Source organism: Dyella sp. 01L423, assembly GCF_056399945.1.
The window spans coordinates 1,409,105-1,429,258 of sequence record NZ_JBFTSI010000001.1; the positions used below are offsets into that span (position 1 = coordinate 1,409,105).

The 20,154-nt window shown below is 62.1% G+C and carries 23 protein-coding genes and 1 tRNA gene; 18 read left to right on the forward strand and 6 right to left on the reverse strand.

The genetic code is table 11. The annotated features are described in order from the left end of the window. Positions 1–52: 52 nt before the first annotated feature. From AC1DMY_RS06420 to AC1DMY_RS06455, 8 genes are all read left to right on the forward strand, one after another. On the forward strand, positions 53–2,419 hold the full coding sequence (locus tag AC1DMY_RS06420; protein ID WP_477164123.1) for a DUF2339 domain-containing protein: 2,367 nt from the start codon (positions 53–55) through the stop codon (positions 2,417–2,419). Further along, positions 2,409–3,770 (forward strand): DUF3999 family protein, encoded by a 1,362-nt coding sequence (locus tag AC1DMY_RS06425; protein ID WP_477164124.1) that lies wholly within the window; start codon positions 2,409–2,411, stop codon positions 3,768–3,770. The genes AC1DMY_RS06420 and AC1DMY_RS06425 overlap by 11 nt, the downstream gene beginning before the upstream one ends. Positions 3,771–3,812: 42 nt before the next feature. Further along, entirely contained in the window at positions 3,813–5,159 is a 1,347-nt protein-coding gene (locus AC1DMY_RS06430; RefSeq protein WP_477164125.1) for a replication-associated recombination protein A, read from the forward strand. Positions 5,160–5,185: 26 nt separating this feature from the next. Next, the gene (locus AC1DMY_RS06435) at positions 5,186–5,818 is read left to right on the forward strand and encodes a DsbA family protein (protein WP_477164201.1); all 633 of its coding nucleotides are present in this window, start codon (positions 5,186–5,188) and stop codon (positions 5,816–5,818) included. A 92-nt stretch (positions 5,819–5,910) separates the two neighbouring features. Next, the gene (locus AC1DMY_RS06440; RefSeq protein ID WP_477164126.1) at positions 5,911–6,486 is read left to right on the forward strand and encodes a hypothetical protein; all 576 of its coding nucleotides are present in this window, start codon (positions 5,911–5,913) and stop codon (positions 6,484–6,486) included. 284 nt (positions 6,487–6,770) lie between these two features. After that, complete coding sequence (gene serS / locus AC1DMY_RS06445) at positions 6,771–8,051, forward strand: serine--tRNA ligase (protein ID WP_477164127.1); 1,281 nt, start codon at positions 6,771–6,773, stop codon at positions 8,049–8,051. 10 nt (positions 8,052–8,061) lie between these two features. Continuing rightward, positions 8,062–8,424: an LrgA gene (locus tag AC1DMY_RS06450; protein ID WP_477164128.1), complete on the forward strand. Its 363-nt coding sequence runs from the start codon at positions 8,062–8,064 to the stop codon at positions 8,422–8,424. Positions 8,425–8,535: 111 nt separating this feature from the next. Next, a tRNA-Ser gene (locus AC1DMY_RS06455) sits at positions 8,536–8,625 on the forward strand. Between the two features lie 1,044 nt (positions 8,626–9,669). Here AC1DMY_RS06455 and AC1DMY_RS06460 read toward each other — a convergent pair. Both AC1DMY_RS06460 and AC1DMY_RS06465 read right to left on the reverse strand, forming a co-directional pair. After that, positions 9,670–10,158, reverse strand: coding sequence for a hypothetical protein (locus tag AC1DMY_RS06460; protein WP_477164129.1), 489 nt, complete (start codon positions 10,156–10,158; stop codon positions 9,670–9,672). A 317-nt stretch (positions 10,159–10,475) separates the two neighbouring features. Then, on the reverse strand, positions 10,476–10,982 hold the full coding sequence (locus tag AC1DMY_RS06465) for a hypothetical protein (RefSeq protein WP_477164130.1): 507 nt from the start codon (positions 10,980–10,982) through the stop codon (positions 10,476–10,478). Between the two features lie 440 nt (positions 10,983–11,422). On the opposite strand from AC1DMY_RS06465, the gene AC1DMY_RS06470 reads away from it, so the two are divergent. Next, on the forward strand, positions 11,423–11,959 hold the full coding sequence (locus AC1DMY_RS06470; RefSeq protein ID WP_477164131.1) for a hypothetical protein: 537 nt from the start codon (positions 11,423–11,425) through the stop codon (positions 11,957–11,959). Between the two features lie 72 nt (positions 11,960–12,031). Here the strand turns inward: AC1DMY_RS06470 and AC1DMY_RS06475 are convergent, their stop codons facing one another. Together AC1DMY_RS06475 and AC1DMY_RS06480 are read right to left on the reverse strand one after the other, a co-directional pair. Further along, positions 12,032–12,448 (reverse strand): DUF6691 family protein, encoded by a 417-nt coding sequence (locus AC1DMY_RS06475; protein WP_477164132.1) that lies wholly within the window; start codon positions 12,446–12,448, stop codon positions 12,032–12,034. Continuing rightward, positions 12,445–12,897, reverse strand: a complete 453-nt coding sequence (locus AC1DMY_RS06480; protein WP_477164202.1) for a YeeE/YedE family protein — start codon at positions 12,895–12,897, stop codon at positions 12,445–12,447. The genes AC1DMY_RS06475 and AC1DMY_RS06480 overlap by 4 nt, the downstream gene beginning before the upstream one ends. 192 nt (positions 12,898–13,089) lie before the next feature. Here AC1DMY_RS06480 and AC1DMY_RS06485 point away from each other — a divergent pair, with 192 nt between their 5' ends. From AC1DMY_RS06485 to AC1DMY_RS06520, 8 genes are all read left to right on the forward strand, one after another. Beyond that, positions 13,090–13,449: a hypothetical protein gene (locus AC1DMY_RS06485; RefSeq protein WP_477164133.1), complete on the forward strand. Its 360-nt coding sequence runs from the start codon at positions 13,090–13,092 to the stop codon at positions 13,447–13,449. Positions 13,450–13,700: 251 nt separating this feature from the next. Further along, complete coding sequence (locus tag AC1DMY_RS06490; protein ID WP_477164134.1) at positions 13,701–14,159, forward strand: hypothetical protein; 459 nt, start codon at positions 13,701–13,703, stop codon at positions 14,157–14,159. A 31-nt stretch (positions 14,160–14,190) separates the two neighbouring features. After that, positions 14,191–14,562 (forward strand): hypothetical protein, encoded by a 372-nt coding sequence (locus AC1DMY_RS06495; RefSeq protein ID WP_477164135.1) that lies wholly within the window; start codon positions 14,191–14,193, stop codon positions 14,560–14,562. Between the two features lie 353 nt (positions 14,563–14,915). Continuing rightward, positions 14,916–15,809 carry a CPBP family intramembrane glutamic endopeptidase gene (locus AC1DMY_RS06500; RefSeq protein WP_477164136.1) on the forward strand — a complete coding sequence of 298 codons (894 nt, stop codon included), beginning with the start codon at positions 14,916–14,918 and terminating at the stop codon, positions 15,807–15,809. 172 nt (positions 15,810–15,981) lie between these two features. Next, positions 15,982–16,734, forward strand: a complete 753-nt coding sequence (locus AC1DMY_RS06505) for a DNA/RNA non-specific endonuclease (protein WP_477164137.1) — start codon at positions 15,982–15,984, stop codon at positions 16,732–16,734. Positions 16,735–16,926: 192 nt separating this feature from the next. Beyond that, complete coding sequence (locus AC1DMY_RS06510) at positions 16,927–17,367, forward strand: helix-turn-helix transcriptional regulator (protein WP_477164138.1); 441 nt, start codon at positions 16,927–16,929, stop codon at positions 17,365–17,367. A gap of 34 nt (positions 17,368–17,401) precedes the next feature. Then, entirely contained in the window at positions 17,402–17,812 is a 411-nt protein-coding gene (locus tag AC1DMY_RS06515) for a VOC family protein (RefSeq protein WP_477164139.1), read from the forward strand. 35 nt (positions 17,813–17,847) lie between these two features. After that, positions 17,848–18,342, forward strand: a complete 495-nt coding sequence (locus tag AC1DMY_RS06520) for a DUF1801 domain-containing protein (protein WP_477164140.1) — start codon at positions 17,848–17,850, stop codon at positions 18,340–18,342. Positions 18,343–18,345: 3 nt separating this feature from the next. On the opposite strand, the gene AC1DMY_RS06525 is transcribed toward AC1DMY_RS06520, so the two are convergent. Further along, entirely contained in the window at positions 18,346–18,672 is a 327-nt protein-coding gene (locus AC1DMY_RS06525) for a HigA family addiction module antitoxin (protein WP_477164141.1), read from the reverse strand. Between the two features lie 158 nt (positions 18,673–18,830). After that, positions 18,831–19,154: a hypothetical protein gene (locus AC1DMY_RS06530; RefSeq protein WP_477164142.1), complete on the reverse strand. Its 324-nt coding sequence runs from the start codon at positions 19,152–19,154 to the stop codon at positions 18,831–18,833. A gap of 413 nt (positions 19,155–19,567) precedes the next feature. Here AC1DMY_RS06530 and AC1DMY_RS06535 point away from each other — a divergent pair, with 413 nt between their 5' ends. Further along, positions 19,568–20,062: a DUF2946 family protein gene (locus tag AC1DMY_RS06535; RefSeq protein WP_477164143.1), complete on the forward strand. Its 495-nt coding sequence runs from the start codon at positions 19,568–19,570 to the stop codon at positions 20,060–20,062. The last annotated feature ends 92 nt before the right edge of the window (positions 20,063–20,154 follow it).

Genomic DNA, 20,154 nt, shown 5'->3' on the forward strand with positions numbered 1-20,154 from the left:
AGAAACGGTCACTCCGCCAGAGGGTCCCGCGGCATGGCCTGCCGCAGACGCAATGCCTCGCGCCCCATCGGCGCCCTCGGCGTTGGACCGCCTGACCAGCCGCGTATGGCACTGGTTCACCGAGGGCAATGTGCCGGTGAAGATCGGCATGCTGGTGTTGTTCGCCGGCGTGGCCGCATTGCTCAAGTACGCCGCGGACGCAGGCATGCTGCGTGTGCCGATCGGTTTGCGCGTGGCGATGGTCGCGTTGGCGGCTTTGGCAGGACTCGTCCTGGGCTGGAGAAAGCGCGAGAGCCAGCGGGTATTCGCGCTATCGGTGCAAGGCGGCGCGATCGGCGTATTGGTGATGACGGTGTTTGCCGCCTTCCGTCTTTACGACCTGCTGCCTGCGGGCGCTGCGTTCGCCTTGCTGATCGTGCTGGTGGCGGGCATCGGGGTGCTTGCTGTGGTCCAGGATGCGCTGGCGCTGGCGGTGCTTGGTCTGGTTGCCGGATTCGCAGCGCCGATCCTGGTGTCCACCGGCAACGGCAGCCACGTGGCCTTGTTCAGTTACTACGCCGTGCTCAACCTCGCCATCCTTGGCATTGCGTGGAAGCGCTCGTGGCGCGTGCTGAACCTGCTGGGCTTTATCGCAACCTTCGGCGTGGGCACCGCATGGGGTGTGCTTCGCTACGAGCCCGCGTTGTTTGCCAGCACCGAGCCGTTCCTGGTCCTGAATTTCCTGTTCTATCTGATCATTCCCTGGCTGCACGTGGTGCGCGCGCCGGTGGATCGGCGCCTGGTGATCGACGGCTGCCTGATGTTCGGCAATCCGCTGATCAGCCTGCTGTTGCAGGGTGCGCTGTTGCACTGGGATGGCAAGGCGCTGGCGATTTCCACCTTGGTTGCCGCGGTGGTTTATCTAGTCGTGGCCTACGTCTCACGTCGCCAGCCAGCCATGCGCCTGCTGCGCGATACATGGGCGGTGCTGGCGGTGGCGCTGGCAACGCTTACCGTGCCGCTGGCGCTGCGCGCGGATGTGACCGGCAGCATTTTTGCGCTGGAAGGCGCCGGCTTGATCTGGCTGGGCTTGCGTCAGCAGCGCTGGTTGGCCACTTGGAGCGGCGTAGCGCTGCAACTGTTTGCCGGCTTTGCGTTGCTGATCGACAAGTCCGTTCATGGTGGCTTCGGCGCATGGCCGGTGCTCAATCGCGAATTCATCAGTGCGCTGATGATCGTGCTCGCGGGCTTCGCCAGTAGCGGCTTGCTTTCGCGATGGAGTGAAGGGCGCGTGCTATACCGCGTGTTCTCGGTGGTGCTGTTCGCCTGGGCGCTGCTTTGGTGGTTGGGCGCCAGCGCGCAGGAGATCGCGCATTTCGTGCCGGATACGAGCCTGTTTGCAGCCTGGATGGCGTGGCTCGCCTTTACCGCATGGGGTCTTGCCGAGGCAGCGCGTTATCGCTCCTCCGCGGAACTCGGCGCGGCGCTGGTGTGGACCCCGGTAGCCTTTATGGCGGCCATGCTGGTGCTGATCCTGCTTGCCGGCGGCTATCACCAGCAGCCGTGGCGCAGCTGGAACCTGCTGTCCGTGCTGTTCGCAGCCATTCTTGGCTGGCGCAGCTTGCTCAATTTGCGCGACACCTCGTGGGCAGGCGCCGCCGCGCATGGGTTGTGGTTGTGGCGATGGATTCTGCTGGCAGCGGTGGGCGTGGCGGTGTCGGTGGATCGGCTGCGTTGGTTGTCCGATAGCTGGGTTGTATTGCTCAGCTTTGCGCCATTGCTGAGCGCATTTGCAGTGGCCCATGCGCATCCCCGCCTGTTCGCCGCGCCGATGGAGCCGGTCATGTCCTTGTGGCTGGCGCCGTTGAAATATTCGCTGCTTGCGGTACTTGGATTGATCGGTTGCATTGCCTTGTTCCAAGCAGGCGATGCAGCGCCTTTGCATTACGTGCCGCTGGTCAATCCCTTGGAACTGTTGCTGTTGTTGATCGCTCTCGCTTATGCAGCGTGGCTGGCTGGGCCATCGCTGCCTGCAGCGTTGCAGCGCAGTCGCGGCCCGGTGCTGGGCGGCATCGTGCTGGCACTCGCTACCAGCTTCACCTTGCGTGCCGTACATCAGCTAGGCGGTGTGCCATGGAGTTGGGATCTGGCCGATTCCAGCCTCGCGCAGATGTCGCTGACGCTGGTGTGGAGTGTGCTGGGCCTGTTTGCCTGGGTGTGGGGATCGCGCCATGGCCATCGCCTGTTCTGGCTGGCGGGCGCGGTGCTCATGGGCGTGGTGCTGGCCAAGTTGATCCTGGTCGACCGTCGCCAGCTGGGCAATCTGTTCGGCATCGGTTCGTTTATCGCCTTCGGCCTGTTGTGCAGTGTGATTGGATACCTGGCGCCGGCTCCGCCGCGCCGCTCATCGTCGATGGAGGAGACCGGGCATGCGCCTTGATATGCGTTGGATCGCGCTCGCTTTGATGTTGCCCGTGGCGGCGGCCCGGGCAGACAGCAATGTGGATTACGCCTATGCGTTTGCATTGGATACGAATGCCCCGGGCGAGGCCTATCGTGTGGCGCTCACGCCAGAGGTGTACGCCTCGGTCAATCCGAATGCCGATCTGCACGATCTGATCGTGGTCAATGCACTCGGCAGGCCGGTGCCGTTCGCGCCGCTGCCGCCATCGCCACCCATCAGCCATCCCTTCGAGACGATGGCGCGGCTGCTCCCGTTGCCCGTGTCGGCCGCGATGGCCGATAGCGTCAAAGTCGAGCGCAATACCGATGGCGGCATCGTCATCAGTCAGACCGATCGCGCCGCGCCCGTGCAGCATCCGGATGCGTGGTTGATCGACGTGGGCCGCACGATCAGCCTTGACCAGCTCGCGCTCGATCCGGCCTCGCTGAGCCAGGATTTCCAGCTTCATCTGACGGTGGAGGGCAGCAACGATCTGCGACAGTGGAACCTGCTCGCCTCGGACCTGAGCCTGACCCGCGTGCACGGCGAGCAGGACGAGGTCGAGCAGTTGGCGGCGGAAGTGGCGAGCAGCGATGCCTATCGCTATTTCCGCGTGCGCCTTGCCGACGGCGAAGTCGATTGGAGTGCCGGTCACGCGCCCGTCGCCAAGCTGTCCGGCAGCATCGCCGACGCCGCTGCCGAGCGCGCGTCGAAACTGCAGTGGTTGGTGGCCAAGGCAAGCGGGCAGGGCGCGGCCGACTACGACTACGAGTTGCCCGCGGCACTCCCAGTGGAGTCGGTAGTCGTTGCGTTGCCCGCAGCCAATAACGCCGCTCGCGTGCATGTGCTGGTGCAGGGCGCAGGCGCATCGTCGTGGATGGAGGTGGCGGCACTCGATCTGGTTCGCACGGGTGGCAAGAGCGGCGAGGCCACGGCCACCATCGGCGAGCGCAACGTCAAGCATCTGCGCGTCCGCACCGACACGCCGCTCGCTGGCGCGCCCGCCGTGCGCGTGGGCTGGTTGCCGGCGCAATACGTATTCCTTCCCGAGGGCAGCGCTCCGTATCGATTGCTGGCCGGCAGCCATGCGGCGCGGCGTGGCGACTATCCGGTGGACGAAGCCTTGAGCCGCTTGCGCAGCCAGCACGGTGCGGAATGGCAGCCGCCCGTGGCGCAGCTGGGTCCGCGTGCGGACGAGGCAGGTCCCTCGGCACTGGAGGCACCCAAGGTGCCCTACGACTGGACCAAACCCTTGCTCTGGGTAGTGCTGACGCTGGGCGCGCTGGTCGTGGCAGGCATGGCCTTCAGCCTGCTGCGCCAGGGGCGCGAGAGCGAGCCGAAATCCTGATGAGGCCGGGGGCATGCCGCCCCCGTGGCCCGATGTCCTAGAATGCCCGGCATGTCACGCAGCGATATGTTCGATGCGCCGGGCCTGTTTGCCGAGCCCGACGATCTCAAACCCCTGGCCGAACGCATGCGGCCGCGCACCCTGGATGAAATCGTGGGCCAGCAACGCGTGCTGGCTCCCGGCAAGGCGCTGCGCCGCGCGCTGGAAGCCGGCCGCGTCCATTCCATGATCCTGTGGGGGCCGCCCGGTTGCGGCAAGACCACGCTGGCCTTGCTGGTGGCGCGCTACGCCGATGCGGATTTCCGCGCCATCTCCGCCGTGATGTCGGGCCTGCCCGATGTACGCAAGGCGCTGGCCGAGGCCGAGGTGAAGTTCGCGCAGGGTCGTCGCACGGTGTTGTTCGTGGACGAGGTGCACCGCTTCAACAAGGCCCAGCAGGATGCCTTCCTGCCGCATATCGAGCGCGGCGTGATCATCTTCGTCGGCGCCACCACCGAAAACCCCTCGTTCGAACTCAACTCCGCCTTGCTGTCGCGCTGCCGCGTGCATGTGCTGGAGTCTGTCACGGTGGACGACATCGTGATGGCGCTCAAGCGCGCACTGGAAGACAGCGAGCGCGGCCTGGGCGTCATGCAGCTGGAGGTCTCCGACGAGTCGCTCAAGCTGATCGCCCAGGCAGCCGATGGCGACGTGCGCCGCGCACTCACGCTGTTGGAAATTGCTTCTGAGCTGGCCGAAGACCACCGCATCGACGACACCACGCTCACCCAGGTGCTGGCCGATCGCACGCGCCGCTTCGACAAGGGCGGCGAGCAGTTCTACGACCAGATCTCGGCGCTGCACAAATCGGTGCGCTCATCCGATCCAGATGCCGCCGTGTACTGGCTGACGCGCATGCTCGATGGTGGCGTCGATCCGCTTTATCTCGCCCGCCGCATGACGCGCATGGCGGTGGAAGACGTCGGCCTCGCCGAGCCGCGCGCCTGGCGCATGGCGCTGGATGCGTGGGATACCTATGAGCGCCTCGGCAGTCCCGAAGGCGAACTGGGCCTCGCGCAGCTGGCGATTTGGCTGGCCATCGCGCCCAAGAGCAATGCTGCGTACAAGGCCTACAACGCCGCACGCGCCGTGGTGCAGCAGACTGGCACGCTCGATGTGCCAATGCATCTGCGCAATGCACCCACGAAACTCATGAAAGGCTTGGGTTATGGGCAGGGCTATCAGTACGACCACGACAGCGAAGGCGGCGTCGCGCTCGATCAGCAATGCCTGCCCGATGCGCTGGATGGCACCGTGTTCTACGAGCCGGTCGATCGCGGCCTGGAAGTGAAGCTGCGCGAGAAGTTGCTCGGCCTGCGCGAAGCACGACGCAAGGCGCGCGGCGAATAAACCCAACCTTCGGCACGTGGAGTTGAATCATGTCCGTCACCTGGTATTTCGACTTCATCTCGCCGTTTGCCTGGTTGCAGTGGCCCAAGGTGAAGCAGTTGGCGGCGTCGAGGCTGGTGACGCTGCGCCCCATCGTGTTCGCGGGCGTGCTTGAGCGGCACGGCCAGAAAGGTCCGGCGGAGATCCCGGGCAAACGTGAATTCACCTATCGCCACGCCCTGTGGCGCGCACGCCAGAACGGCCAGTCGCTGCGCTTCCCGCCAGCGCATCCGTTCAATCCCTTGGCAGCGCTGCGGCTGTGCATTGCGGCCGGCAACACGGTGGAGGCGACGGATGCGATCTTCGACTGGATCTGGGCCCAGGGAAATGCGGGCGACAGCATCGCCGCGCTGGCGCCGGTGGCCGCCCGCCTAGGCATTGCCGACCCGGCCACTGCCATCGCCGATCCTGCGGTGAAAGCGCAGCTGCGCACCAATTTCGACGAGGCCATGGCCCAGGGCGTATTCGGCGTGCCCACGCTTTCGCTGGATGGCCGTCTGTTCTGGGGCGACGACGCGCATGCGTTCGCCTTGGCCTGCCTGGATGATCCCTCGCTATGGGACGAGCCGGAGATGCATCGTCTTGGCGCGCTGCCCGTCGGGGTGTCACGCACCGGCTGATCCCGTCTTCGCCGCTGCTGCGACCGACCTTGCGGCGCCCCGCACCGCAGGCATAGATTCGCCGCACCGTAGGTATCGAGGGAGAGCGAGCCATGCGAGTACTGGTAGCAGCACTGATGGGCGGGATCGTGATGTTTATCTGGGGCGCCGTGGCACATATGGCGCTGGGGCTGGGCAACGTCGGCATGCGACAGCCGGTGGCTGAAGACACCGTGCTAGCCAGCCTGCGGCCCGGCCTGGGTGATCAGACCGGCGTCTACATCGTTCCCTCGGTCGACCCGGCCAAGATGCACGACAAGGCGGTGATGGAAGCCTATTCGGCCAAGACCAAGACTTCGCCGTATGCCTTTATCGTCTACATGCCCCAGGGCGAAGACCTCTCCGACATGAGCGGCCAACTGCCCCGGCAATGGGCCTCGGACACCTTGTCCGCACTCGCACTGGCCTTCGTGATGGGCTTGGCCGCCTTCAGCTTCATGACTCGCCTGAGCATCGCCCTGGCGGCCGCCGTGTTCGCCTGGCTGAGCGCCCTGGTCCCGTACTGGAACTGGTACCGCTTCCCCACCAACTTCACCCTGGCCGCCCTGATCGAACAAGTCGTCGGCTGGCTGCTTGCCGGCGCGGTGATGGCGTGGTGGCTGGGGAGGAATGGGCGACGGGTGCATTGATCGGCGCCTACAACTGGGCGTGATCGGCACACCCAGTCGCGCACAGGGTGCGCTCCCACAAGGGGGGGCGCTTCCACGGAACGTTCTGCCAGAGAGGGGCTCGCTACCCTTGTGGGAGCGCACCCTGTGCGCGACTGGGCACCCATCGCCAACGCCACGCTGGCCTACCGACACGCCCCAATCCCGCCTTCCAGGCCCCCGACACACCCCAAAACCCCAACATTGCCCCCCAGCCAGCCCCGCAGCGATAATCCAAGGTTCCAAGTCATACATCTGGATTGATCATGCTGGACCCCGCACTGCTGCGTTCGCGCCTGGCCGAAACCGCCGCGCGCCTCAAGGACACCCGTGGCTACGAACTCGACGTGGCCGCCATCGAGGCGCTGGAGAGCCAGCGCAAGCAGTTGTCCACCGAGACGCAGGAGCTGCAGAACCTGCGCAATACGCGGTCCAAGGCGATCGGCCAGGCCAAGGCCAAGGGTGAAGACGTCGCCCCGCTGATGGCCGAAGTCGCCGGCATCGGCGACAAGCTCAAGGCCAACGAGCACGCCCTGACGGACGTGCAGGCCAAGCTCGCCGACATCGCGCTCGGCATCCCCAATATCCCGCACGAGTCCGTGCCGCTGGGCAACGACGAAACCCAGAACGCCGAGCAGCTGCGCTGGGGCACGCCGCGCACGTTCGATTTCCCGGTGAAGGATCACGTCGACCTCGGCGCCCGCCACGGCTGGCTCGATGCCGACGCCGGCGCCAAGCTGTCCGGCGCGCGCTTCACCGTGCTGCGCGGCCAGCTCGCGCACCTGCATCGCGCGCTCGCCCAGTTCATGCTCGACCTGCAGACCGGCGAGCACGGCTACCTCGAATGCAACGTGCCGCTGATCGTCAACGCCGACACCATGAAAGGCACCGGCCAGCTGCCGAAGTTCGAGGAAGACCTGTTCTCCACCGAGGTCAACGAGAGCAAGCGCTACCTGATCCCGACCGCGGAAGTGGCGCTCACCAATCTCGTTGCCGACAGCATCGTCGAAGCGGACGCACTGCCGATGCGCCTCACCGCGCACTCCATGTGCTTCCGCGCCGAAGCGGGCAGCTACGGCCGCGACACGCGCGGCATGATCCGTCAGCACCAGTTCGAGAAAGTCGAAATGGTGCAGATCGCCGCTCCCGAACACTCGCACGCCCAGCTCGAAGAAATGGTCGGCCACGCGGAGAAAGTGCTGCAGCTGCTGAACCTGCCGTATCGCAAGGTGCTGCTATGCACCGGCGACATGGGCTTCTCCGCCATCAAGACCTACGACATGGAAGTGTGGCTGCCCAGCCAGAACACCTACCGCGAGATCTCCTCGTGCTCCAACTGCGGCGACTTCCAGGCCCGCCGCATGCAGGCCCGCTGGCGCAACCCGGCCACCGGCAAGCCCGAGCTGGTGCACACGCTCAACGGTTCCGGCCTCGCCGTGGGCCGCACCCTGGTCGCCGTGATGGAGAACTACCAGAACGCCGACGGCTCCATCACCGTGCCCGAGGTGCTGCGCCCGTACCTGCGCAACCTCACGCAGATCGCCTAAGGCATCGAACATGAGCATCCAGCGCTGGGACAAAGTGGAACTCGCCGCCAGCTACACCTTGCTGGTGATCCTGGCGACCGAGCTGCTCACCCGTCTCGGCCTGGTCACCATGTTCCCCATGGCCACGGTGGACCTGGTGCTCAGCGCCATCGCCACCGTGCTGGTGTTGGGCTCCTTCTGGTTCGCCCGCCACAGCCGCAACCTCCGCTTCGCCATCATCGCCTTCGCCTCTGCGACGCAGCTGGTGCCGATGGTGATCCGCCAACCGATCCTGCTGCTCCCGCTGCTGGGGGCGGCTGTTCCGGTGGCGATCATGCTGTGGGCGATGATTGCCTTGTCGAAAAAAGGGCAGGGAGCGGCACCGCATTCCTGATAGGATGACGCCCCTCAAAGCTCGTCATTCCTGCGAGGCGATTTTCAACAGCCGAAGGCTGGTCAAGCAGGAATCCAGCGCCTTAGGGCGCAACGCGAGCCCACAAAACACGGAGAGATGGCCGAGCGGTTTAAGGCAGCAGTCTTGAAAACTGCCGTAGGTGTAAGCCTACCGTGGGTTCGAATCCCACTCTCTCCGCCAGATACGCAAACGCCCCCGCATGGGGGCGTTTGCGTATCTGGCGGAGAGACGGGGTGAGAACCCACTGGTTCGACAAATTTGTCCGGAACAAATTTGGACAGCCGCAGGCTGGCCCTGGAGCGCAAAGCGCGGAAGGGTTGGGTGCATGGATGCACCAAACAATCCCACCCCGCGCGATTCCTCAGCTCCGCTTTCCAGGCTCTCAACCAGCACGCTCTGACCGTCAAACATCGATGAGAGACTTGCGCCACATCCGGCGCATTTACCCCAACTGTTGAAGCCTAGGTTCCTTTTCCCTAGTCATCGCCGAAGGAATCTCAACCCTCTTGCTGCCACCACCCGTGCGGCAATAGTAGTAATCACAAGCACCCCCATTACAAACTTGACCCATGCACCCCTGAGGATCGCATTGTGTCCCACCCGTCTCCGTCGGTGTGACGTTGTAGAGCTTCCCAGATGCGTCCTGATAAGCGCCCTGCTTGGCGCCAGGGGATGCCTGCAGCATGAGCTGCGACGGCATGGTTTGCTCATGTTGCACAGACTGCGCGAAGACAGCGGCAGTCAGTGGGGAAACAGCGAGGAAAAGCAGGATATTTCGCAGAGCTCTACGCATAACACGACATCCATGGCTTCCATGTGCTGAGTGCGGAATGCCTGGCCCAGAAAGAGCCGGCACGATCAGCATAAGTGCGTGGTCCGCGCGTAAGAGATCGGGTGGCGCTGCGCCACATTCTTTCAGCGCCGCGCGGGGACTGCGCAGAATCAACGACTTGGAGCTTGCTGTTAGGAAGTCTGGGGGAAAAGTGATCGTGAGAAGGGCTTCACTGATCTGCTTTAACCTTCTCAGTTCGATGCTTACCGCCGCCCACGATCAAGTTGCGCCAACAGCTGCAGCAGCGTCGGGCTCCGCGCACATCATGCGTTATGCCGATTGGACGCTATCTGTGAAGGCAACAAAGCGAGGGTGGAGCGCTTTTTCTCCGAAGAATGGTGCCAGGGACAAATTTCGCTAGCCCAAATTGTCCCAGGCACCTTTATTGCAGGTTAGATCGTCGGGTAATACCCGTAATAAACCAAAACGGTGCCACCGTTGGCTGCGAACGTCGCAACGTAGTCCGAAACGCTGGGTCCCGTGGGCGGAGGGAATTGATTGCCACCGTCGCTATCGGTTTCCACGCCTTGGTCTATCAGGTCGTTGAACGAAGCCACGGGAAGATGGGCAACCACAAAGTAGTGATCCGTAATGGACCAAGCGCCATTGGGCTTAGTGGTGCGTCGCTCAATCTGGATCTCGTCGCCGACACTGACCTGGTGGCCGTTGCTTGCGGCAAGCGTTGAGCCGTTATAAAGCGCAATAGCTGACTGCACGTAACTGAGCTGCTCAGGCGTCTCTCCGGACACCACGCAGGTGGAGCATTGCAGGAAGACACCGGTCGTTTGATTCGACGCAGGAGGATGGCTCGCATAGGCCTGACCAAATAGGCAAGCCGCCAAAACCACCGAGAGTGCCAAAATTCCACGCTTAGCTTTCATGCCTTTTCCTTTGGCTGTGTGTGCGCGACGGGTCCGCCGCGACTAGCTAAGTAGCTCAAGAATGGGTGAAGCTTTCGTCAACCTGGATCGATGATGGGAACATCACCATCCACACTGTGATTGGCAGCACATTTTATGGGCAGAAGCGAAAGCGGGACGGAGTAGTTAACTCGACTCTCCATCCTTTCTTGCAGCGCTGAATAACTAACCGCTGGCGAGACGGAGGCAGTCAAACCGTCCCGCCGTTCTCTTTCGCTCAGAAGCTTAACTACCTCGTCCCGTTTCCTGGTGAGCTTTTGGCGCCCAGGCACCCAACCTCAGTGCGGTAGCGGAGGTTGATCCACAAGGTCTCTCGTTGCGTGGTATTCAGTCGTCAGCCACATCAAACCCATGCTGGTGTTTTGCAGCGACAAGGACCACGTCTGGGTCCAGCCTCCGTTCGTGATGCTGACGGTGGCCGAGTCACCAGCCCTGTAGCCACTCGTCTCCGGTGTCCAGGGAGGGGATGGCGTGATCGGGGCCCCCATGGCGGCGACGCTGCCTTTGGTGGTGACCTGGTGCACGACCTGGACGTGGATGCTGGCGCCGAGGCTGTCGCTCGAGAGATTTGCCGGAGAGCCAACGCGATCGCCGGTGCGAGTTATTGCCTCAGTAAGCCATGCGCGAATCTGGTCGTATTCGGGCGATCCACGCGGAATATCGAACGTGTTGACGACCTTTCCATATGAGACGGTGTTGGAGCTTGCAGGCGTGACCCAGGCGTTCGTTGCAGTGATCGTTCCAAGGCAGGCTAAACCTATAAGTATTACCTTCCTGATCTTCATCAAACGTTCTCCTTGTCCAATGGTTGAGAGCAGGCCCGAGGTATTGCCGTGATATCGCCAGCTGTGTTCGAACAACCAGAAACGAAACGGTATGGGGCCCGCGAATTCATCGCGATGCTCGGGGGACTTGATGGCGAACTTTGAAAGGAGAGGACGGGGCGCCTCGAGCTATCGGAAAATCACTCGCTGTTGGACTCGTGGTCAATTGCAACCTTCGATTTTCTGCGTAGGCGGTGCGATCGATCTGTGTAGGTAATGAAATTGTTTCCTGCGCCTTTTGCACGCGAACTCGAAGACCCGCTTGGTAGTTGACCTCACCTCGTTTTGGGCTGCTGAAGCCGATGTCTGGCGCTGACCAGAAGTGGCCAGGCCCCTGCGTGTTGACGCTGCACGGAAACACCGGAACACTGGCACGGCTTGCCAACTGGATTGGGGGATCCATGCCAAAGCGACTGAGCTTGCTACTGCTGGCCTTGCTGTCCATGCCCGCGTTTTGCCAGGAGGGGTGGAGGGACGAACACGGGCAAGCGGCGCCGGACACCGACTCACGGCGGTCCGTCAATGGATTTGGTGGTTCGCTGCTGGTCACTCCGGACGCGGATTGGCAGGCCAAATGGCAAACGCCATCCGATACGATTCCCTATTTTTCGGTGGCAGAGGTAGTTCCTAGAGGGCAACAGATCTTTTTTCTGATCTTCTTTGCCAACCCTCTGCTCAAGGAGGGTGGAACCGCAGACATCACGTGCGACGTTGATGTGCTTCGCCCCGATGGAAAAGCATCATTCCATCAACTCGACATCCTTTGTTTCAAGGGTGTCATCAACGAACCCGTTACCCACACTTTCCTATCGCCGATGGTTATCGGGTGGACCGGTGATTCCGGCGATTCCTCAGGTAAATGGGTATTGCGCGTGTTGCTCAAAGACAACGTTCGAAAGGTCAGTGTGCCGCTTCGCACTTCGTTTGAACTCAAGTGAAGGGCTTGATCGCGTACGTTGTGCGATCCGGGAGTAGGGGGCAGGAAGAATGATGCCAGGGACAATTTGTAATCAGCTCTTAGGTGCAGGCACTCGCGCCCCAAGCCACCAGCCCAGCGCCATGCAACCCACAAGCACAATCACCGACGCATAGCCGCCACTCAACGACGCCAACGCCGGCCCCGGGCAATAACCAGCGATGCCCCAGCCCATGCCAAACAGCAGCGCACCAATCACCAGGCGTTTGTCGAAGCGTGTTGCATCAGGCACGTGGAATGCGTCGTCGAACCAGGGCCTCGGACCGCTCCATACCCAGCGGTAACCAATGGCCGTTGTCAGCACGGCGCCTAGCATCACAAACAGAAGGCGAGGATTCCAGGCGCCGGCGATATCCAGGAATCCAAGCACAACGGCAGGCGAGGTCATGCCTGACAGGCTGAGCCCCAATCCGAACAGCAGGCCGGCCAGCAACGCAGTGCCCAGCTTCATGCGCCCAGGCCTCCCAGCAGATGTCGAATGACGAAGACGGTTGCCATGCCGGCGGCCACGAACAGGGCCGTGGCCAGCAAGGAACGTCGTGACAGACGGGCGACGCCGCACACGCCATGACCGCTGGTGCAGCCGCCACCGAGTCGCGTGCCAAAGCCAACCAGCAAGCCCGCTGCGGCCATCCACGGCCACGAGACCACGGGGGCGCCGATGGCGCTCTCGCCAAGCAAGAGAAATAGCAGCCATGGCCCCGCAATGAGGCCAATCAGAAAAACGATGCGCCAGGCTCGATCCCGCGCACCGGTCAGCAGGCTGCTGGCGATGCCGCTGATGCCGGCAATGCGGCCCATCGACGCCATCAGCAGGACCGCGGCAAGCCCGATCATGACGCCGCCAATCAGCGAAGAGATCCAGGGGTGCATATAGGCACCGATCTTGGTGATTGCGATGAATCCAATATTGGCCTCGATGGATTGGGAATACCAGTTGTCGATATTTTGTTGGGTATGGCGCTTGGCAAGGTTGATTAGACCTGCTCGCTCCGCAGAGCGCGCAGTCTGGCCCAAGTTTTGTTGACGGGTAGGTTAGATGGCTCGAATATCCAGCCGCACTGCATGGGCGGGGGCGATCGGGGGCGCACCATGACATTGACCAGCGGAAAGGTGCTCGCTGCCCTGATTGGGCTGTCCGCCGTGGTTGGCGGCTACGAAGCGCTGTTGTTTGGTTTTGGGCGGGCGGCAGGAGCGCCTTTTCAGGCAATCTGGTCGCTCGTTTTTCTGCTGCTGCTAATCATCTGGGTAGATCTGGATTGCCGGCACCGCAAGGACATCTATCGGTCGTTTGAGTACGGATTCCTGGTATTCGTGTTCTGGCTTCCCTATCTGCCGTATTACTTGCTGCGTACCAGGCGGGCGTTCGGGCTGCTTTGGCTGATTGGTTTCTTGATGTTGTTTTACGCGGGTTATTTTCTTCAGTGGCTCGTCTATCTTGCGCATCCATAGGGTGTCCCGTGGGCGGCATAAAGAGACCGCCGCTCGGAGCTCTGCTTGCGACCAGAAGCAATCATGTCTGCTCATTCCTGCCGGGCTTTGGCCGGGCGCAATAATTTGCGAAGGCACGCCCGTGTGCGGCCTATTTGCGCAGCATCGAACTTCGATAATATGCGGAAGAGCAGGCGCCTCAGGGACGACCTGCTGAAGGGGAAAACACCAGCTACGCATTCCGCCGCACACGCGTGTGGCGGTTCGTTTGCGTGCGCTACTGGTGGAATGCCAGGAATCGTTTCGTCAACTCAACAGGGGAGTCGATCGTGATGAAGAGGGTAATGGGGACGTTTGTGACCGCAGCTTGCATGCTTGGTCTCGTTGGTTGTTCGGCTACGCCGACCAAGCCTGCAGATACCGCACCGAGCATCGTCTACAACAAGCCGGAAACGGCGGTCCAGAAGGCCGCTGTTGATGCTTTGGTGGCCAACGGTTTCGTGGTCAGCCGTTCCGATGCGGAGTACATCGAAGGCGCGCGGCCGCACAAGGTGGGCCTCGTGGTCGGATCTGGCGGTGAGTCCGCGGGCGTCTGGCTGTCGTCGCTAGGCAGCGATAAAACCGCGGTGAAGGTCAGCACGGCCAAATCGTTTGCAGGCATGGCGGGCCAGAAGAGCTGGGACAAGGAAATCATTGCCGAGATGGACAAGAGCATCGGCTCGCATCAGTAGTCGCCATTGACCAAGCGGTGCGGGGAAGATCATGAAGAGAACTGTGTGGGTGGTCTTCCTCGCATCCGGTCTATGCGGCTGCATGGCGACGACGGGAAACTATCGATCGTTGAACCAAAGCAGTCCCGCGCGGCCGCCTGATTGCGACATCGCAGTGTTCAAGGACCGGCATCCAGCCAGGCCGTACGTGGCAATCTCGCAACTGAATGTGCATCTCGAGAAGACCTTCTTCGCACCTTCCGACTTTGCATCGGCAAAAGGCGAACTCCGTAAGCAGGCCTGCCTGTCCGGCGCCGATGGTGTGATCGACATTGAAGAGAAGAACTCCAGCTACCTGGAGACGCGCATCTACAACCTGTCCGCCACGGGGATCAAGTTCCATGATGGCGGGTTTGCGAAATAGGGTTTTTCTTGGCGAGATCTTCCGCGGGAATTGGGTCAGTCGATTTTTTTTGACAAATCAAAACGCCGCCATGTCCGCTCCCGACGCAAGGATCCGCAATCCGAGCGGACCGTTCACGCCCATAAGCAGTTCCACGTCTCGGCCTGACAGATAAGGGAGAGTGCGATGGTTGACCAGTCACACGATGATGATTGGCAGGGCTATCCAACTGGGCGCACGCTCCTGTTCGGCGCGATTGCTATCGCGGCTCTCTATCTGAGTCGCCATGGCGCGGGAGTGTATTCCCGAGAGTGGGGATATTTGCTGATCGGGAGTGCCGTGTTGGGTTTTACGGCCATGGACGTCAAGACCGGATGGGCACTGAGCTTCTATCGCCCGGTGAGGCGCTCGAAGGAACCGCGAACGTATTGGACTTCCGTGGTTGCATCAACCGCCGTCGGTCTGGCTGCGGTCGTTTACTCCATTGGCGCATTGTTCGGTTGTCGGGGCGTTTGAGCATCAACTCCGTGCCGCCCTTTGTTCTCCCATCGCTAGTGGTTGCCATCGCCGGTTTTCTGATCCTCGCCGTGTTGCGGCGCCTCGTTGGCGGTGTGATGCCGAGCTACGGTTCGCTCGCACTCGTCTTTCTAGGCATGGCCGCGCAAACCGGAAGTCTGTTTCTGGGGATATTTATCGGAGGACATTTTCAGAGTCCGATGGGCCTTTGGGCCGGGAAGCTGGCATCCCTGGTTGGAACTTTATTGTTCATTTGGCTATGCCAAGGCTACGCGCCGTGGCGTGATATGGGCTTCAGGTCTTCGCAACCGAACAGCATCGGCCTGACGGTGGGCCTTTTTTTCGCGATGGCGGGTATCACCTGGTTCCTGGCGCATTGTTACGCGCCGAGACAAGATTTCTCTCTAGGCGCGTTTGCATTCATGTTGCTGCTGTCAGGTACCGATGAAGAGCTTCTTTTTCGTGGTGCCATGCCAGCGCTGCTGCGCCGGGCAGACGCGACCGAAAAGTGGCAGAAAGCCCTCAACACCGCCTTGGTATTCTCCATTCCAACGATGAGCTTCATGTTGATGCACGGACTGCGTTACGTGGACCAGCAGTTTGCTTTTAGTTGGCAAGCGTTCGGTCTTGCGGGAATGGGTGGATGCATTTTGATGTGCATTCGTTTATCGACTCGGAGCCTTTGGCCTGCACTAATAGTGCACAACATGGTGAATGCAGGATCGGTGGTGGCGATGGCGCTATGGCGATAGCGACCAAGAACGGAGTCAGCTTCGGCGCCGGCATCAGCAGCGGAGCAGCTGCTTCGTTGAACATGACCCGGTTCACAAGAATCAGCTAAGACCTGCTTCACGAGCGGTAAGGTCACGCGCCTGACATAAGCCATGTCTAGGTTCCCCGGGTCACTCATCTACGGGGAACAACATGACACGCGTTGGCTCTTGGCTGTTTGCAGCCTGCTTCTTCGTTTCCGGCGCTTCGCTCGCCGGTACGGCTTGTCCGAATTTCTTTGTCGCCGGCAAGGCGCCTGCGCTGGATGCGTCGCTGTTGAGCCGTACGACGGAGGTCTGTCATACGGAGTACGTGTTGTTTGCGTCGGGCGTGACCAAGGGTCCGTTGTATTCGGCGGAACATTTGACGGCAGCACAGATCGCCGGTGCCGACTCGATCAGCCGTGATGGTTCCTGGCATCAGGAAACGGGCATTCCCGTGGCGGATCGCTCGCAGTCGTCGGACTATACGAACAGCGGTTACGACCGCGGGCATATGTCGCCGGCGGGTGATCCGTCGACGATCCCGTCGGAAGACGAAACGTTCTCGATGGCAAACGTGGTCCCGCAGCTGCACGTGTTGAATGCAGGTGAGTGGGAGAAGATCGAGGACTCCGTGCGCAATCTCGCCACCCAGTTGGGTGAGGTGTACGTGGTGACGGGTCCGGCGTTCGACACGGATTCGATCCCGACCATCGGCAAAGACGCGGTGGCGGTGCCGGCCTATACGTGGAAGGCGGTGTACGAGCCGGGTGTGGGTGCGGCTGCATTTCTGTGCACCAACGTCACCAACTACACCTGCGCCGTGGTTTCGTTGGACGACGTGAAGACCATGTCAGGCGTCGATCCGTTTCCCTCGCTGTCCGCATCGATGAAGGCGAATCCGATTCACTTGACGCTGCCCTGATAGCTTAGGACAAGCACTGGTCAGACCTGCGCGGGGTTGAGCCTATGGGCTCGCCCCGCGTTTTTTTGGGCGCTGATGTTGCCCTGTGAACGCGGTGCCCGCGCGGCGTCCCGTCGTAGCGGGGTCTTCGTCCATGTTCTCGGAAAAATGGCCCGGCTTGAGCCTCCCATCCCGCCGTGCCACGATTCCAGAGTGACCACCGCTCCCACCAACCTCAATGACCTGGCCCGCCTGCGCCGCGTCCGCGATCGCATCGATCGGGAATACGCGGAGCCGTTGGACGTCGAGGCGTTGGCTCGTGGCGTGCAGATGTCTGCCGGCCATCTGAGCCGCCAGTTTCGCGCGGCCTATGGCGAGTCGCCTTATGCGTATCTGATGACGCGGCGCATCGAGCGCGCGATGGCCTTGTTACGGCGTGGGGATCTGAGCGTTACTGACATTTGCTTCACAGTGGGTTGCGCGTCGCTGGGTACGTTCACCACGCGATTCACCGAATTGGTGGGCATGTCGCCCGGTGTCTATAAGAGGCAGCAATCACAGGCCACCGCAGGTATGCCGTCGTGCGTGGCCAGGCAGGTGACGCGGCCGATCAGGAATCGAGAAGTATCGGCGGGTGAGCCCGATCTAGACTGAGGCCATGGACTTCACCACCACTGAGAGGAACGCCATGGATATCTCCATACACTCGAGCTTTCTGCCGCAGAACGATCCGGATGCCGCCCTGGCTTTTTATCGCGACACGCTGGGTTTTGAGGTGCGCAACGACGTGGGCTACGGCGGCAAGCGCTGGATCACGGTCGGGCCGGCAGGGCAACCGGGCATCAACGTGGTGCTGTACCCGCCGGAGGCCAGTCCCGGCATCACGGACGACGAGCGCCGTACCATTGCCGAGATGATGGCCAAGGGCACCTTCGGCATCATCCTGCTGGCCACCAAGGATCTGGCCAGCACGTTCGAGAAACTGCAGGCAAGCGATGCGGATATCGTGCAGGAACCAACCGATCAGCCGTATGGCGTGCGCGACTGCGCGGTGCGCGATCCTGCCGGCAATATGATTCGTATCCAGCAGCTTGTCTGAAGCGCAGCCCATCCAAGCATGAGCGGGAGGCCCCCATGAATCCATCGGAACGCATCGACGCATTGATCGAAGGCATCACGGATTGGCGTGGCAAAACACTGGCCGACGTGCGCAAGGCCTTTCTCGATGCCGACAAGGAGATCGTGGAGGAGTGGAAGTGGATGGGCAGCCCCACCTGGTATCGCGACGGCGTCATCGCGGTGGCCAATGCGCACAAGGAGAAGGTGAAAGTCACCTTCTCGCACGGCGCGAAACTTGACGACCCCGATCAACTGTTCAACAACGGCCTGGGCGGAAGCACCTGGCGGGCCATCGATCTGCTCGAGGGCGACAAGGTCAACAAGACGGCCCTGAAGAAGCTGGTGAAAGCGGCCATTGCCTATAACCAGGCCAAGGCGAAAAAGCCTGCGCCGGCACCGCGCAAGGCGGCTGCAAAATCGGCCGCCAAAGCTGGCAAGACCACGAGCAAGAAGGTAGCCAGGACAGCGGCCAAGAAGGCCGTGAAGAAAGCCGCCAAAACCAAGGCGTGAAGCTTAATCGCTAGTGTGCCTGGGGCTGGCACGCCGCGAGGTCAGCAGTTGCTGGGTTTTTTCCAGATCGAAACGCCACTGCAAGGCCATCCAGTAGAACGCAGTGGGTTCGAGGGCGCAGGCCAGTCGCAGGGCGATTTCTGGCGTGATGCGTCGCGTGCCGAGGGTGATGCCCTTGAGATGGCTGGCCCGCACGCCGGTGCGGCGGCCGAGTTGGGCGGCACTGAGGTCGCGTGGCAGCATGTAGTCGTGCAGCAGTACGTCGCCGGGACGGCGTAGCGGCGTGTCGGGATCTACATCCAGGCGTGGGTCTAGTTGGGTAAGGCACATAAGAGTTTTCCTGTCGGACACGACGGCAGGTTGGCTAGGCGACTACAGCCATGCGTGTCGGTGAATATCGGGGGTTACTGTCAGCGACAATCCGGTGGCGATCGGTTGACCGATGCGTCCGGTGCGCCGCGGGGAAGCTCAGTGGACGTGTGATGCGTTCACTTCGGCAAGCGCTCGAGCAACTCGGTGCATGGGCGCAGATCGTGGACCGCCGCACCGATGCCATCGGCGTAGACCGCGGTAAAAGGCCATCGGCTGGGCTCCGTAGGCCATCCCAGGTGTTGCGCGTGCAGGCAGGCATCACTATCGGCAAGGAAGTTGGCGAGGGTGTCCGCCACCTTCGCGACGCCGTCTCGCGAGGTAAGCGGGCGCTCGGTGAACTCCCACAGGCCCGCGCTGCGCGGGCTTGAGGAAGGGGCGGTAAGGGTGCCATCCATGGCAAAGAACCGGCGGATGAGTGCCGTATGATCCGGCGCAGCCATGATCAACTTCCTGCGTTAGTTGTTGATGGTGAGCGGGTCGTCATGGGTGGCAGCCCATGCGGCCCGCGTTACTCGCGGCAGGTCTGCCGTGGCCGCTCGCGCCTACCCATCAGGCACCACGCGTAGCGGCGTATAGCAACATAACAAAGCGGTTTACGGCAGGCTGTCGGCCTTCATCGCACACGCGTGCTTGATATGGGTGATACATGGCGAAGTTCGCTGCCGAGGCGCGCGCCGGGGGAAATGACGCGGCGCGGGATTGCGACGGCAGGGCGCGAGGTCGGGGGAGTCTGTTGGCATGTAGGCCCCACGCGGCCGGGAATAAAACGCACCCGGGTACGGGTATGGATCGAAAGCGCGGCGTGGCGTGACGCCACGCCGCAGCATGTTTCGCGTGCCATGGGCGTCGCGAAATGCGATCATCTCTGGAGCCTACTCAAGGGTTGGGAAGCAGTTTGATTCGGCGCAGGACATCACGGCGGTTAGTGGCATGGTTGGCAGTCGCCGCCATGTGGCTGCTGGCGGCTGCGCCCACGGTATCCCGTGTGCTTCCCGCACTGGTGTCGCAGGATATGGCTGCCCATGCGGGGCACGTCGCCGGCATGGACCACGCGTCGATGCCGGGCATGGACGATATGTCCGGCATGGCAGACATGCCTGGCATGGTTCATATGGCCAGCATGCCTGGCATGCCGGAGATGCCGGGCGACCCGGCCCAGCATCTGGACCACTGCGCCTACTGCACGATGCTGGCCCATACGCCGCTGCTATCGGGCGCGGTGGTTGCACTCCTGCTTGCCGCACCGCTGCCGGCGGTTGCGCCTGTCGCGCGTTCCAGCGTCACCTGGCATGCGCAGCCCGTGCTCAGCGCACATCCGCGGGGACCGCCGTCCATCCAGCTGGGATGACGGCTTGATGGTGGGCGCCGGTCTGGCGCGCCCACCGCTATCGACGGCAAACACAGGGGATGGTGCGTAGGCGCGCGGGATCGCGTGCACGT